Genomic DNA, 13,972 nt, shown 5'->3' with positions numbered 1-13,972 from the left:
AGTAGTTTTAGAGAACATAAGTAAAGGAGCTGAGGCCATGACGACCCTGGTATTGGTTTCCCATCCACACCTGGCCGACTCAACCAGCCAACAATTTTTAAAGGCGAGTTTGCCAACGAACGCGGACATCGTTTGGGAACACATTGAAAGTCAAGCACACCTGGATATTGAAAAGGAACAAGCGCAACTGCGGCAAGCCGACCGCATCATTTTACAATTTCCCTTGTATTGGTACGCGGCACCCGCGGGCTTGAAGCAGTGGGAAGACACTGTTTTGACGCGGACCTTCGTTTACGGCGACCACCGTTACCCGTTGGCCGACAAGGAGCTGGGCATCGTGGTCACCACGGGGATGCCGGCCAAGGCCTTTCAGCGCGGGGGCGCCGAGGGACTGACGCTAGATGCCGCGTTGGCACCGTTAGCCGCCGTGGCGCACCGGGCGAAAATGACTTGGCTGCCGACGTTTGCGATTCACCAATTCGCCTACCTGGAGGAACCGGAGAAGCTCCAATTGGTCGTGGATTATCAGCGTTACCTAACGCAGACCCAACCGGATAGTTTGCAGTCACGCCAGACCTGGTTTGCCCAAAAATTGCCGGGGATGATCGACCAACTACCGCCGGAACAACAGGCCACGGGACGCTTGATCGAAGCCGAGTTCGCCCAGCAACAAGACGATCTCGACGCGCTGGCGGATACCTTGTCTTTGATTAAGGAGCGAGACGATGACTGAGCAATCGCAATGGTTACAACTGCAAATTGACAAGCTGGCGGAACAACAGGCCAAGTTCACCGACCGGGCGTTTTGGCTGGCACTTAAGGAAATGGTCCGCGAACAAGACCGGCGCAACGACCAGCTCAGCGGCGAAGTCGACGGCCGCACCTGGCGCCCGGACAAGTGGTAGCTGCCTGGGTGGCTATGGCAAATAGCAGTTGACCTGGGCCAAGCTGGCCGCCGTGTGCCAACAGGCCACAGGTTTCGCTTAACACGACTAAACAGTTAACCGCCCACACGCTTCGGGTTTACGAAAGCAACAAAAAAAGAGGCCAACTGCGGCCTCCAAGTCATCTTTAATTGTAGGAACGGTCCTGGGCCGCCCAGTGGTTGATGGGCCCAAACTTGTGGCCAACTTCAATGGGGTGGCCAATGGCCGTGTTGACGAATTGCTTCGCGATTTCAATCGCTTGTTTCATCGGGGTGCCCTTGGCCAGTTCGGCCGTGATGCAAGCGGATAGGGAGTCGCCGGTGCCGTTGACCCGGTCCGTTTGGTGGTAGGGTTCGCTGAGCCAGAAACCTTCGCCCGATGCCAACAAAATGTAGTCACGGACGGTCGTCTGCTGGTTATCGGCGTGGCTGCCCTTGGCAACGACATTTTTGGCGCCCATGGCCTGCATCTTCTTGGCGGCCATGATCATGTCGTCATCGTTGTGAATGGTCATTTCGGCAATCTTTTGGACTTCATAAAAGTTCGGTGTCAGGACTGTCGCCAACGGAATTAATTTGGTTCGCAGCGTGTTGAAGGCACTTTCCTCTAACAGCTGATTGCCGTGCTTGGTCATGATGACCGGGTCGACCACCAGGGGACCGAAGTCGGCGGCTTGATAGTTTTTGACCACGTCTTCGATGAGCTCGGAATCCGCGAGCATCCCCGTTTTGGCGGCACGGATGTGGTAGTCGTCTGCCAGGTCAGCAAACTCCTGGTCGATGAAATCGGTGGGCATTGGCACGCTGGCGTGGATGCCATACGAGTTGCCGGCCACACACGCGGTCATCACGGATGCGCCGTAAACCCCGCGGGCGAAAAAGGTGTGCAGGTCGGCCTGCATCCCGGCACTGCCATCACTGTCGGAACCGGCAATCGTTAAGGCTTGTGGATATGAATTTATCATTATTTGATCGGACCTCCATGACTTGACTTGATTGTATTCAGCATACCATGGAACCGATGAAAATAGCTATTGAAAAGGCGCGGAAAGTTTGCTCAAAATGAAAAGGGGTGTGGGGCGCATGACCACAGGGGGCAAAGCGGTTTTAGGGTGGAGTCTCGGCGGCGTGGCGGCTAGTTGGGTCGCCATCGCCGGGGCGTTTGACCAATTGTATGCGTTAATTCCCAACGAACCGCTGACTTTAGCGCTCGGATTGACGCTAACTGTGATAAGCTTATATGGGTTGGTGCGCTCGGCACGCCGGGGACCGCAGTGGGGCCTGGTACCGGCGACGGTGGCAAGCATTGCCGTCGTTGCGGGCATCGTCACGGACGGGTCCTTGCTAGCACTGGGCTTGACCATCTCAGGATTTTATTGAAAATCGCGACTAGGAGGATTAGCGTGCATGTTAATTAAACAAGGGCACATCGAAAATGCAAAGCAGCCACAAGATATTCGGATTGAAAATGGTCAATTCACGGCCATTGCCGATCATTTAACGCCACAGGACAATGAACAGGTGATTGATGCAACGGATAAATTGATCTTACCACCATTCGTTGACCCGCACGTTCATTTGGACAGTACCATGACGGCCGGCGACCCCGAATGGAACCAGTCCGGGACGCTATTTGACGGGATCCGGATCTGGTCAGAACGCAAGAAGACGTTGAGCATCGAAGACGTCAAGACCCGTTCCCGGCAAGCGCTGGAACGCCAAGCCGCTAACGGGATCCAGTTCGTCCGTTCACACGTGGACGTGACCGATCCTAATTTGACGGCGCTCAAGGCGTTGATCGAGGTGCGCGACGAGGTCAAGGACTTTATCGAACTCCAATTGGTCGCCTTTCCGCAAGAGGGGATCTTGTCGTTTCCTCACGGTAAGGAATTGATGGAACAGGCCGCTAAGTTAGGTGTCGACGTCATCGGGGCCATTCCGCATTTCGAATTCACCCGTGAATACAGCGTGGAATCCCTGCATTTCGCCGTTGACTTGGCCCAAAAGTACGGCAAGCTGGTCGACGCCCACTGTGACGAAATCGATGACCCAGCTTCCCGCGGCCTGGAAACGTTGGCCACACTGGCCTTGGAGACCGGGTTGGGCGACCAAGTGACTGCCAGCCACACCACGGCGATGGGTTCTTACAACAATGCCTATGCCTACAAATTGATGCGCCTCTTACAAATGTCCCACATCAACATGATTTCTAACCCACTGATCAACACCCACTTGGGCGGGCGTTTTGACACCTACCCGAAGCGTCGGGGCTTGACGCGGGTCAAGGAATTAAACGCCGCCGGGGTCAACGTGGCCTTCGGGGAAGACGACATCAAGGACCCGTGGTACCCAATGGGGGATGGCAACATGTTAGATTCCCTGCACATGGGCATTCACGTGACGCAAATGATGGGGTACGATGACATCATGAACTCGTATCAATTCGTCACGACTCACGGGGCCAAGGCCATGCACGTGACCGATCACTACGGCATCGCAGTGGGTAAGCCCGCTAACTTAGTCGTCATGAACAACGACAACTTCTACAACGCGCTGAACCAACGCTCCGAAGTGTTGTACTCGATTCACCACGGCAAGGTCATCGTCAAGACCGACCCGAAGCAGGTTCACCTGGATCTGTAGACTTAAACACCATCACGCTTAGCAGACTGCCGCTCCTTGGCCAGTCTGCTTTTTTAGATTGTGCAAACCAGTGGCCTGCGTCCGCCGCACAACGCGTACTGGCCGCCTACCGTTCGCCAAATATGGGTTGGAACGCTGGGACAGGCCGAGCCAAAGGGCGGTCTCGACGCCTCGCTTTGAGCCGAAGCCCACGTCTCAAAGACGCCGCATGGCCGAAACGTGCTCCGACAGGCAACTGGTTCCGCCTAGCACCGTTAATGATTGTCGGTTAACCGCTTGCTGGCGCCGACCAACACGGTGTGGTTGATAGATGTCAACTTGCCGGAGGCTGCCAGGGGTGGAGCCAGCTGTGTCGACGGTGTTGGCTGAGGTTTTGTCTCAGCTTACAGCGTGGGGCGACTTGGGAGACTGGCGGGGTTTGCCAGGCTTCCAAGCGAACCGGAAGCCCGCGCTTGGGCTGGAGGTGTCCCCCATAGCAGGCGGAACCCCTGGCGGACGCAGGCGGCTGGTTTCACCTAGGAAACCATTGCAGGACGCAAAAAAACGCCGGTCACTGCGGGAGTGGCGGCGTTGACATTACTTCTTGGTGTGCTTAACTTTTTTAACGGCCGAGACGTGCGCTGGTTTGGCAACGGCGGCCGGCTTTTTCTTTTCGTGGTGTTGGGCCCGCAGCTGTTCCTTCAAGGCCTCAATCTCATCGGTGTGCTTGGTCTTCCATTCCTGATAGGAACTGGTCGAGTCCGTGTCGTTGGGCTTCAGGCCGGTGTTCAACCAGAAACAAGCTTCAGAGAGGCTGGGAAAGTTGTGGATCCACAGCGTCTGGCCATTGTCGGAATCAAACGCCACGTAGGAGCGGAAGTGTTTCTTCAAAAACGTATGGCGCCGAATCTTAAAGGCTTCTCGCTTACGAGTCAACCGGTAGTCTGGTAAGATGTATTGACCGGAGGCGGCTAGCTCTGGAAAACGTTCATCGCGTTGGTCACGCTGGTCTTTCAGCATGGCACGGGCTTGGTCGACGGTTATAATGGTCGCACGGATCGGATTCTTCATGAAAAACGAAAACCCCCTCAAAAATTTAGAAAATGCAGGAAAAAACGGTGTTCTCCGGTCATTATTTCACACCTTCTAGATTAGCATAATCTAAAAGTTATGGAAACAATTTAACCTTATAAATTCGGGATTTTCCGGATACTTAATTTTTTCGCAAAAAAATGGACGCGAGCCCACTGGCAATGGCGCCGGATTCATAAATTTGGTAATGGCGGATTTTAAAAAATCCAGGAAAAAGTATGGTAAACTAGGGCGAGTTTGAGAAATAATTAAACCGATTTATGGGCGAAAAGCCAACCGGGAATGTCGCGAATGGTCAATAGAATTGGCCACCTCCCAAATGGAGAAATGGTGGTTGGGAACGTCCAGGCGCCCCGAATTAGGCGCTGAGAGATCGGTGAACCCGTCAGCGTCGTTGGCTCATAGCGAGGCGACACTGGCTTGGCTAATCGCGTTTCCATCCCATATTGGGCGGCCCAGTTCCACCAAGCCGCTGACACCCAACTGATGATTAAAGCGTTACGCAAAAAACATGAAAGCAGGAACGAAGATGGCACAAAAATACTATGCGGTCCGCAAAGGCAAACAGCCGGGTATCTACCGGACCTGGCCGGAAACGCAACGGCAAGTCAACGGTTATTCCGGCGCACAATACAAGAGTTTTACCACTGAAGCCGCGGCTCAAGCATTTATGCAGGGGCAAGCAAGCAACCAATCGAGCGCTCACGGCAAGACCCAGGCCAAGACAACGGCGCGTCCCGCGGCGACCAGCCAGGCGACGATTACCGTCTACACCGATGGCGGGTCCCGCAACACGGGCAATGTCGCCGGCGGGCACGTCAGAGACGCGGACAAGGCTGCTTGGGCCTACCGCATTGAGTTGCCCGACCGCGTGGAGACTGGATCGGCCGGTGAATTTGGTGCGACCAACAACCGCATGGAAATCATGGCGTTTCGCAATGCCTTGCAGCACCTGGTCGACTTGGGCCAGACCCGGGAGAGCATCTTATTCGTGCTGGATTCGCAGTACGTCTTGAATGCCGTGACCAAGGGTTGGCTGGCCGGGTGGAAACGCCGCGGCTGGAAGCGTAGTGCCGGTCCCCTGGTCAACGCGGAACTCTGGCAGGACGTGGACCGCTTATTGCCACAATTTGCCGACCTCCAGTACCGTTGGACCAAGGGCCACGCCACCAACCAGGGGAATGTCTTCGTCGATCATTTACTCAATCAAACGATGGACCACATGACCAAATCTGGAGTGACGTCGACGACAAAAGCCGTGACGACCACTCCAGCAGCGCCCAAACCCAAGCCCACCAAGGCTCAGGTGGACCAACCGCAACGCGAGATGACCCATCGATCGACCGCCGAATCGGTGGCTGACATTGCGCGGAGCCTGCGCGACCTACCGTTTACAGATGATTAAGGGTATAATGCTAGCTAGAGGGATTGTAGACGTAATCTAATTGGGAGAACCAGCACCCAAGGATTTAGGGGCTAGCCTAAGTCCAGCAAATATTAAGGATTGAATGGGGTACCGATGATGCAAGCAAAGTTAATTCCGTATCTGGAGTTTGAAAATGCCAAAGAGGCGATCGATTATTATCAGAGCGTCTTTGGCGCTACGAATGCTTACCGTGTCAGCCCAACCGTGGACGAGGCCGAACGTTTCGGCTTGGATCCCGCGGTTGACCTGGAAAAAATGACCATGCGCGGAGGCTTTCAAATCATGGGGTTGGATATTCAGTGCGCGGATGCCTTGATGGGGCAACCGACGTCGTCCACCTTGATTTCACTGATGTTGGCAGTCGATGAGGACGACAGCGCCAGCGTCAAGGCGTTAGACGCGCTGTACCAACGGCTGATCAAGTCAGACGTTAAGGTGATCAGTCCCTTTGCCAAACAATCACTGGGCGGCAAAATGGGACAAATCGTGGATGCATACGGCATCACCTGGATTCTCAGCGAGCAGTCATTGCCCGCCCACCCCAGCGAAGCCACCACGGAAGCTTAATTCTGACTGGGTAACACTCGTGTAAAATGGTCGCCGTCAGTGGGGCCGTAGCAGGAGTCAATCACGCAACTTTAATCAGTAATGGGGGAGTCGGAAAGAAAATTTCCGGCTCTTTTTTAATGGCCGAGTCACGACTTTCTACTGTGAAGGGCGACTCTTTTGCTGATGAACTTGCACAACTCAAGGTGATGGCTACCGGACTGCGGTAGTGGGCAAATCAACAGCGGTCGTTGCTGTTAAGCTATACTTGGCGAACAGTAGGCGGCCAGTAACCAGAACAACTTTTGGGTTGTCACCGAGTTCTTTGTGTCGATATTTACCAAAACACTTGATGCACCGGTGCTGAACAAGGGACAGTTCGCTGTTGGCTTAACCAGATGACGGTCAAGTCGCTATCTCGCCGGAGGCAGGCAGGGGTGGAGCCAGCTGTGTCGACGGTGTTGGCTGAGGTTCTTTCTCAGCCTACAGCGTGGGACGACTTGGGAGACTGGCGGGTCTTGCCAGGCTTTCAAGCGAACCGGAAGCCCGTTTTTCAGGCTGGAGGTGTTCCCCAGAGCAGGCGGAACCCCTGCCTGACGCAGGCATCTGGTTTGACCAGTATAATTGACCTTTTGTCGCCCCGTTACCAACAGTGGTATCATAAAACCAAGAGGAGTGATTGATAACATCATGACAACAGAACGAGAAAAAATGACAGCCGGGCAACCCTACCAACAATTTGACCAGGAACTGATCGACCGGCGCATCTTGGCCCGCAAGTCGTTACAGGCGGCAAACCAACTGACGGATAACCGGGCCCGCAACGCCGCCTACAAGAAATTGCTGGCGGATACCGGCGATGATTTCTTCGTTGAAGCCAGCTTCATGTTCGATTACGGCTGGAACATTCACATCGGTGACCACTTCTATGGCAACTACGATATGACCTTTTTGGACACCTGTCCCATCACGATTGGCAGTCACTGCTACTTCGGCCCCAACATCGGCCTGTACACGCCGGTCCACCCGTTGAACGCCATGGCACGCAGCAATGATGTGGAAATGGGCGCTCCCATCACCATTGGCGATAATGCTTGGTTGGGCGGTCGTGTGACCATCTTACCGGGGGTCACGTTGGGCAACAACGTGGTCGTCGGTGCGGGGTCCGTGGTGACCAAGTCCTTTGGCGACAACGTGGTGATTGCCGGGAATCCGGCGCGCGTGATCAAGGAAATTGATAATAGTGCGACTGGCGATGCGGCGGCTCGGGCCAAATGGCCGGATCAACTGGGGAAGTAACCCCCGGTTTGGGTCCCAATTCTAAATTCTAATCAAATTCTTAGATTACTAACATGACGTGGCTTGTAACCGGTTTATTTTAGACAGAAAAAACTTATCGTCCAGCAAGATTTTACTAATTTAAATGACCGCGTATAATAGATTTTGGATATCGCTTTAAGAAGATTTTCGAAAGCAATTTGTATTTAACGGTAGCGCGCTGTACAGGTAGCTCGGATAACGACCCTGGAAACGCGCTTTTTTCGTACAATCTAATTGAAGTACCATCCGCTGGAGGCTTGGCCTGCAGGAAACAAATGAGGAGGATTATTTATTTTAGCGCGTAAAAATATTGATAAGTTAGTATTCGTACCAACCATCGTTTTATTTATACTCGCGTCATTGCTATTTATTTTAGGCGGTGGCCAGTTACAGGCCACGCTCAGTTCATTGTTGAACTGGATTGATACTCGCATGTCATGGGCCTATTTGATGGTGTACGTCGTCAACTTTTTATTTTTTATGTATCTGGCATTCGGTAAGTTTGGTAAGGTAAAGTTAGGTGACCCCGAAGACAAACCCCACTACAGCAACTTCCAGTGGGGGAGCATGGTCTTCGCAACGGCCATCGACGCCAGCATCTTGATGCTGTCCATCGTCGATCCGCTGCGTTACGTCCAACACCCGGCGTTTGGCTTTAAGCCATTTTCGAGCAACGCCTATGGGGCAGCTCACATGTTGGGGCAGTTCAACTGGGGGCCCATGGCCTGGATGATGTTTGCGCCCGCGACGATTGCGATTGCGTACGTGCTTTACGTGAAGCACGCCAAGGTCCAACGCGTCAGCGCCGCCATCACCAGCCTGCAAGGCGACAGCCGTGGCAAGGTGATTGCCCGGCACGTCGTTGACTTCTTGGTCGTCTTTGGTATTATGGGCGGCATTGGGTCGTCCGTTGGAATGGAAATTCCGATCATTTCCAAAGTCTTGAGCCGACTTACGGGTGTGCAAGATAACTTGATGCTAAAGATCGAGCTCTTCATCATCCTGTTTATTTTATTTGCGGTCACAGTTTTCCATGGGTTAAATGGCGGTATCAACCGCTTGAGTTCCGCCCACATTTGGACGGCGCTGGGGCTCTTAGCCATTATTTTAATTATTGGCCCGACCGTGTACATTTTGAATTCGGAAACGAACAGCCTGGGGTTGATGGCCCAGAAATTTATTTCGATGTCGACCAACACCTTGCCTAACGGTGGGGACAGTACCGCTCAGCAGGAAACCATTTTCTACTGGGGCTGGTGGCTGTCTTACATGCCCGTAATGGGGCTGTTTATCGCCCGTATCTCTAAGGGCCGGACGATTCGGCAGGTCTTAGTCGGCATGCTGACGTACGGGGCCTTGGGGTGCATGAGTTTCTACGCCATCTTTGGCGGGTACTCCTTGTGGCTCCAACGGACCGGGGCCGTTAACTTGGTCCACATCTTAAATACGCAAGGCCAAGCCGCCGTGGTGGCCACGGTGATTGCGACGTTGCCGTTTAAGATGATCATCTTGGCTTTGTACTGTATCTCTTGTTTCATCTTCTTGGCCACGACGATTTCGTCGTCCGCCTTCATCGTGTCGTCCTTTACGAGTCTGCACCTGGATGATGGGCAAGAACCAAGTCGCTGGAACCGGATGATCTGGGTCATCGTCTTCATCATCTTCTCCTTTGGAATCGTGATGGTCGGGGGCTTCAAGACTGTGCAAACTGTCTCGACGATTGCCGGATTCCCGCTGATGTTCGTCTGCATCTTATTGTTGCATTCCATCTGGCACATGCTGGCGGCCAAACCCAAGCCAGCACCGGTGGTCGTTCCACAACCCGTTGTGGTTCGGCGCATCACCGTCGAATTACCGCGTGCCGTCCGGGGACCAATGATCTTGTCACCAGACCACGCAAACTAATAAATTGAACTTGATTGAGGCTGGGACCGTGTGTCCTGGCCTTTTTATTTGGGTAAAATGGATATTGGGGGAAAGTAAGCCCTGTCCCGCCAGCCACTTCCCATTACCGGTAACCCGCGGTAAAAACCAAAAGATTCTTCCCCAGTTTTTCCCGCAAATATGATACAATGAGGGCCGAATCATCCATTGGAGGGAATTAAATTAATTATGGCAGATGAAAGTAATGATCCGCTGTTTTTCCGACGTATTTTGATTACGATCGATGAGGATGACCGTCCATCGACCACCCGGGCCTTTCGGTTTGCGATGACCCTGGCGAAGGACTACGGCGCTCACCTGGGAATCGCTTCCGTCTTGGAAAGCAATGACATCAGCATTTATGAGTCACTGATGCCGGATAAGCTCAATGAAAAACGAGACCACTTGCGTCAGGTCGTTCGAGACTACGCCAAGCGTGCCGAGGCCTTTGGCGTTGAACAAGTGCGGCCCATCGTCGCGGAGGGCGGAGATGTGGACGACGTGATCTTGCAAAAGATCGTGCCCGACTTCCAACCCGACCTGATCGTGTGTGGGGCCGATGTTGACTTTGCCAGCCACGGTAAGCCCGGAGCCATTGGCTTGCGGTTAGGCAAGAAGGCGGACGTGTCGGTCATTGTGATTCGCTAGGTGCATCCGAAAATCTGACCAAGCATTGTTGGCATTAGGCCGCGCGCTTCGGTTAGCTGAATTTGTGATACAGGAAGCAGGGGCCAGGTGGTTAGCTGGTTTAAACGGAACCAGTTGCCTGGGGGCCCACGTTTCAGCCATTTAAGGATGGCGCACAGAGAGTTTGGGCGGCTTTGTCTGTCCCAAACTTTTTTGTTACTGTCAATTTGCGCAACCAAAAAGCGCCCAGGCAGGTTACGCCCAGGCGCCAGTCACCACGGTACGCGTGGTATAATTAAGGCATTCATTTAACCATTAGAGGGGGAAACGCGCATGCCCACGTCTAAGATTCAAGGATTCTTGTTCGACCTGCATGGGGTCATTGCCGACTCCTGGCAGTATCATTTAGCCTCCTGGCGAGCCATCGCTGCGGAATTGCACATTCCGTGGACCACGGTTTTGGCGGAGGTGTTGCCGGGGATGAGCCGGTTGGGGTCGCTACAAACGATTCTGGCCTCGGCCAATCGCCAAGGGGCGTTCGATGCGGCGCAGATGAAAGCCATCACCGATCACGAAAACGACCTGTACCGCCAATACGTCGCGGCCATGACGCCGGCCAATCGCTTGCCGGGCGTCACCGCCTTTTTGGACGAATTGGTGGCCGCGGGCTACCCCATGGCCTTGGCGTCAGCTTCGACCAATGCGCCGGCCGAGATTGCGCGTCTCCAGTTGACCGACTACTTTCCCCACATCGTGGCGGCCGGTAGCTTAAAGGCCAGCAAGCCGGCTCCCGACGTGTATTTGGCGGCCGCACGGTTGTTGCGGTTGGCCCCGACGCATTGCGTGGCCTTGGAAGACACCGTGACTGGCGTGCAAGCCGCTAAGACGGCCGGGTGCCTGACCGTGGCCATTAACGTTGACCCGCTACCGGGGGCCGACGCACAGTTGGCCAGTACGCGGGACCTCAGTCTGCCAGCCGTTCTGCGGGCACTCGGTCAGCCAGACGCTTGAGGACCAGGTCCTTTAAGACGACGGCCTGATTGTGGGTCTCATCTTTGGCGCCATAGAGGAAAATGACGTCTTGCTTAGCCAGCTGCGTCGCCACCAGGTTTAAGAAATCCGGTAAGGCTGGGTTGGCTGCGAGTTCCGCCAGGTATTTTTCTTGAAAGGCGGGGAACTTTTCGGGGTCGTGATTGAACCATTTCCGCAGCTCCGTCGACGGACCCATTTCCTTTTCCCAGGACGCCAGTTGCGCGTTGACCTTAGAAATACCGCGGGGCCACAAGCGGTCGACCAACACGCGATAACCGGCTAGATCCGCGGGCTTTGTGTAAATACGTTCGAGTTTAATTGCCATAGTTGACCATCTCCATGAGTCAATTCTACCATAGTGAAAGGGAAGCGAGAAAAAACAATGACTACCACCTTAGCTGACTTCTTTACCGGCCGCCCGACGGCCCAGATTGCCCAGGACTTGTTGGGCCACGAATTGATCTACCAGACGCCTGCGGGGACTATGAGCGGCTGGATCGTTGAGGCTGAGGCTTATTTGGGTGAACAGGATACGGCGGCCCATGCCTTCAACGGCCGCTACACTGCGGCCAATGCGGCCTTGTACGATGCGCCGGGGACCATTTACATTTACATCCTCCGCGGGTACTACATGCTAGACGTAGCGACCCAGGCGGCCGGGACCCCACAAGGAATCCTGATTCGGGGCATCGAACCCCATCAAGGACTGGCCCTCATGCAGCAGCATCGCGCCAAGCCCGTCCCGGATATCACCAATGGGCCGGGCAAATTAACGGCGGCGTTGGGCCTGCAATCGAAGGACTTGAACCGCACCATGCTGGGCGCCAACAATCTGACGATCACGGAACAAGCCACGCGTCACCCTAGAGCAGTGGCGGCCACGTCGCGCGTCGGCGTCAGCGCTGGTAGTTGGCAAGAGCGGCCCCTGCGCTACATCGTGGCCGGCAATCCGTTCGTTTCCGGCAGCCGCAAACGCGATTGGGACCGAGAACACCATGGGTGGCAAGCGTAGCGCGGGTGATTGTGGGCCTGGACTAGCTGCTCTTTAGAGCAAACGGTCATCGGACGGGTTCCGCATCTGTTTTGGGATAACGCTTCAGTTCGGCAGAAATCAGCTAGGCTTGCGCATCATTAATTGCTATAATTGACCTAGAATATTTTAAGGGATGGCACAATTCATGAACATTGATATCTTTATTGAAACGCGAAAACGACTTCATCTGTCCCAAGACCAATTGGCGCAAGGAATTTGTACCCAAGCGACATTGAGTAAATTTGAACGAAACGGGAAGGTCCCGTCACTCAAGATTCTCTTACAACTGTGTGACCGGCTTGAATTGACACTAAATGACCTCTTCCCCCTGAACCATGATGAGGACTCGGTGCGCTCCCAGGCCCTGGAACAGGCGGAATTCCAGCTGCTGGTGGGCGAGTATGACGCTGCTCAGGCCAGCCTCGACAAGCTAGGCGATCCCGCCAATGGCACGCTCAACTTTCAGATGCGCTACTACTTCATCCGCGGTTACGTCACGGCGTTGAACGGCGGCGCGATTGCCGATGCACTCTACGACTTCTCGCAAATCTTGAACCGCTTTGATGAGGGTCATCACTCCATGTACTCCCTGTTGGCCTACACGGGGATGGGCGTGGCGTACAACCAGGACGGCGACCACATTCGGGCGGAATTTTACTTCAACAAGGTGGCCGGCGAGATCCACAACCTGACCTTCAAAAACAACCACAGCATTTGGCGGTCCCTGAACATCATTTACTACACCGGTCAGTTCTACGGGCAAACTGGTGACTTACAGGCTAGCGACAAGCTGTTGAACTACGGCGTGGACGTGTGTGCTCGCTACCACGTGACCTATTACCTGGCGAAGATTCTGTACCAACGGGCCCGCAACGCCCAGCAACAGGCGGGCGAACCGGCCCAAATCAAGCAAGACTTGCAGGATGCCGCGGCCTTTGCGCGGTTGAACAGCAACGAAAAATTGTTAAAACAGATTGCGGCGTTTCCGCAAGACTAAAAAAACTCAGTCCTGGCAGGTGCCGGCACTGAGCTTTTTTAATTGACTTTTTAAAGAGTAAAAGATGAATCAATACGTTAACTTCCCGAAACGACAGCATTTTGTCCATTAAAACTAGTGAAACCAGAGCCTACGTCAGCCAGGGTTCCGCCTGCTCTGGGGAACACCTCCAGCCTGAGGAGCGGTCTTCCGGTTCGCTTGAAAGCCTGACAAAATCCGTCAGTCTCTCAAGTCGTCCCGCGCTGTAGGCTGAGAAAAAACCTCAGCCAACACCGCCGACACAGCTGGCTCCACCCTGGCTGCCTCCGGCAAGTTGGCAGTTATCAGTAACACTGTGTTAATGAAAGACTAGTCATCAATGTAACTCCTATCTGGGGTTAAGATAATTGTTACTAACACGTACTACCGTAGCCGAGAGTTCGCCAAATA

Annotated in this window: 15 protein-coding genes; 12 read left to right on the top strand and 3 right to left on the bottom strand. The window is 54.1% G+C overall.

Going from position 1 to position 13,972, the window contains the following annotated elements; genetic code table 11:
- Positions 1 to 37 precede the first annotated feature (37 nt).
- Entirely contained in the window at positions 38 to 733 is a 696-nt protein-coding gene (locus EGT51_RS00715; RefSeq protein ID WP_135366884.1) for an NAD(P)H-dependent oxidoreductase, read from the top strand.
- Positions 726 to 905 (top strand): hypothetical protein, encoded by a 180-nt coding sequence (locus tag EGT51_RS00710; RefSeq protein WP_135366883.1) that lies wholly within the window; start codon positions 726 to 728, stop codon positions 903 to 905. Before EGT51_RS00715 ends, EGT51_RS00710 begins: the two co-directional genes overlap by 8 nt.
- Positions 906 to 1,071: 166 nt before the next feature.
- Here EGT51_RS00710 and thiD read toward each other — a convergent pair whose 3' ends face one another.
- The gene (gene thiD, locus EGT51_RS00705; protein ID WP_135366882.1) at positions 1,072 to 1,890 is read right to left on the bottom strand and encodes a bifunctional hydroxymethylpyrimidine kinase/phosphomethylpyrimidine kinase; all 819 of its coding nucleotides are present in this window, start codon (positions 1,888 to 1,890) and stop codon (positions 1,072 to 1,074) included.
- Between the two features lie 118 nt (positions 1,891 to 2,008).
- On the opposite strand from thiD, the gene EGT51_RS00700 reads away from it, so the two are divergent.
- Positions 2,009 to 2,305 carry a hypothetical protein gene (locus EGT51_RS00700; RefSeq protein WP_135366881.1) on the top strand — a complete coding sequence of 99 codons (297 nt, stop codon included), beginning with the start codon at positions 2,009 to 2,011 and terminating at the stop codon, positions 2,303 to 2,305.
- A gap of 27 nt (positions 2,306 to 2,332) precedes the next feature.
- On the top strand, positions 2,333 to 3,568 hold the full coding sequence (codA, locus tag EGT51_RS00695) for a cytosine deaminase (RefSeq protein ID WP_135366880.1): 1,236 nt from the start codon (positions 2,333 to 2,335) through the stop codon (positions 3,566 to 3,568).
- Between the two features lie 576 nt (positions 3,569 to 4,144).
- Here the strand turns inward: codA and EGT51_RS00690 are convergent.
- A complete protein-coding gene (locus EGT51_RS00690) occupies positions 4,145 to 4,618 on the bottom strand; it encodes a hypothetical protein (protein WP_135366879.1) in 474 nt (157 codons plus the stop codon).
- A gap of 550 nt (positions 4,619 to 5,168) precedes the next feature.
- On the opposite strand from EGT51_RS00690, the gene EGT51_RS00685 reads away from it, so the two are divergent.
- The 6 genes from EGT51_RS00685 (at position 5,169) to EGT51_RS00660 (ending at position 11,492) form a co-directional block, all read left to right on the top strand.
- Complete coding sequence (locus EGT51_RS00685; RefSeq protein ID WP_135366878.1) at positions 5,169 to 6,044, top strand: ribonuclease H family protein; 876 nt, start codon at positions 5,169 to 5,171, stop codon at positions 6,042 to 6,044.
- Positions 6,045 to 6,161: 117 nt separating this feature from the next.
- Complete coding sequence (locus tag EGT51_RS00680) at positions 6,162 to 6,632, top strand: VOC family protein (RefSeq protein WP_135366877.1); 471 nt, start codon at positions 6,162 to 6,164, stop codon at positions 6,630 to 6,632.
- Between the two features lie 666 nt (positions 6,633 to 7,298).
- Positions 7,299 to 7,910, top strand: a complete 612-nt coding sequence (locus EGT51_RS00675) for a sugar O-acetyltransferase (RefSeq protein WP_135367056.1) — start codon at positions 7,299 to 7,301, stop codon at positions 7,908 to 7,910.
- Positions 7,911 to 8,222: 312 nt separating this feature from the next.
- Positions 8,223 to 9,836 carry a BCCT family transporter gene (locus EGT51_RS00670; RefSeq protein ID WP_404819910.1) on the top strand — a complete coding sequence of 538 codons (1,614 nt, stop codon included), beginning with the start codon at positions 8,223 to 8,225 and terminating at the stop codon, positions 9,834 to 9,836.
- Positions 9,837 to 10,043: 207 nt separating this feature from the next.
- A complete protein-coding gene (locus tag EGT51_RS00665) occupies positions 10,044 to 10,502 on the top strand; it encodes a universal stress protein (RefSeq protein WP_135366875.1) in 459 nt (152 codons plus the stop codon).
- 312 nt (positions 10,503 to 10,814) lie between these two features.
- The gene (locus tag EGT51_RS00660; protein WP_135366874.1) at positions 10,815 to 11,492 is read left to right on the top strand and encodes an HAD-IA family hydrolase; all 678 of its coding nucleotides are present in this window, start codon (positions 10,815 to 10,817) and stop codon (positions 11,490 to 11,492) included.
- Here EGT51_RS00660 and EGT51_RS00655 read toward each other — a convergent pair.
- Entirely contained in the window at positions 11,446 to 11,838 is a 393-nt protein-coding gene (locus EGT51_RS00655; protein ID WP_135366873.1) for a DUF488 domain-containing protein, read from the bottom strand. The genes EGT51_RS00660 and EGT51_RS00655 overlap by 47 nt on opposite strands.
- 57 nt (positions 11,839 to 11,895) lie before the next feature.
- On the opposite strand from EGT51_RS00655, the gene EGT51_RS00650 reads away from it, so the two are divergent.
- Positions 11,896 to 12,525: a DNA-3-methyladenine glycosylase gene (locus EGT51_RS00650; protein ID WP_135366872.1), complete on the top strand. Its 630-nt coding sequence runs from the start codon at positions 11,896 to 11,898 to the stop codon at positions 12,523 to 12,525.
- 166 nt (positions 12,526 to 12,691) lie between these two features.
- Positions 12,692 to 13,543 (top strand): helix-turn-helix domain-containing protein, encoded by an 852-nt coding sequence (locus EGT51_RS00645; protein ID WP_135366871.1) that lies wholly within the window; start codon positions 12,692 to 12,694, stop codon positions 13,541 to 13,543.
- Positions 13,544 to 13,972: the final 429 nt, after the last annotated feature.

The sequence above is a fragment of the Levilactobacillus suantsaiihabitans genome (assembly GCF_004745505.1).
GTDB lineage: Bacteria > Bacillota > Bacilli > Lactobacillales > Lactobacillaceae > Levilactobacillus > Levilactobacillus suantsaiihabitans.
This window is presented reverse-complemented; position numbering and strand designations above follow the sequence as displayed.